This window comes from Apibacter sp. B3546, assembly GCF_009827885.1.
Classification (GTDB): domain Bacteria; phylum Bacteroidota; class Bacteroidia; order Flavobacteriales; family Weeksellaceae; genus Apibacter.
On sequence record NZ_WINW01000007.1, the window covers coordinates 1 to 231 of the forward strand.

The 231-nt window shown below is 29.4% G+C and carries 1 protein-coding gene; it reads left to right on the forward strand.

Features of this window, described 5'->3' with window-relative positions; all coding sequences use genetic code 11:
• On the forward strand, nt 1-231 hold a 231-nt coding region (locus tag GFU93_RS04240; RefSeq protein ID WP_160567523.1), incomplete at both ends, for a leucine-rich repeat protein.

A 231-nucleotide genomic window follows, 5' to 3' on the forward strand; every position in this document is an offset into this window, starting at 1 on the left:
TTTTACCCCCTAACCTTAAAGAAATTCCTAATCTTATGTTTTCTCAATTTACCGGTAGTGTAACTTTACCTGCTGCTTTAGAAACCATCGAACATAAAGCTTTCTTACTAGCTAAAATCGATAAACTTGATTTTTCCAGTACTCCTAATTTAAATACTATTAAAGACAGGGCTTTTGAAGCTTTAGAAATTACTTCCAATAATAATACTTTAGATTTCTCCAAAAATTTAA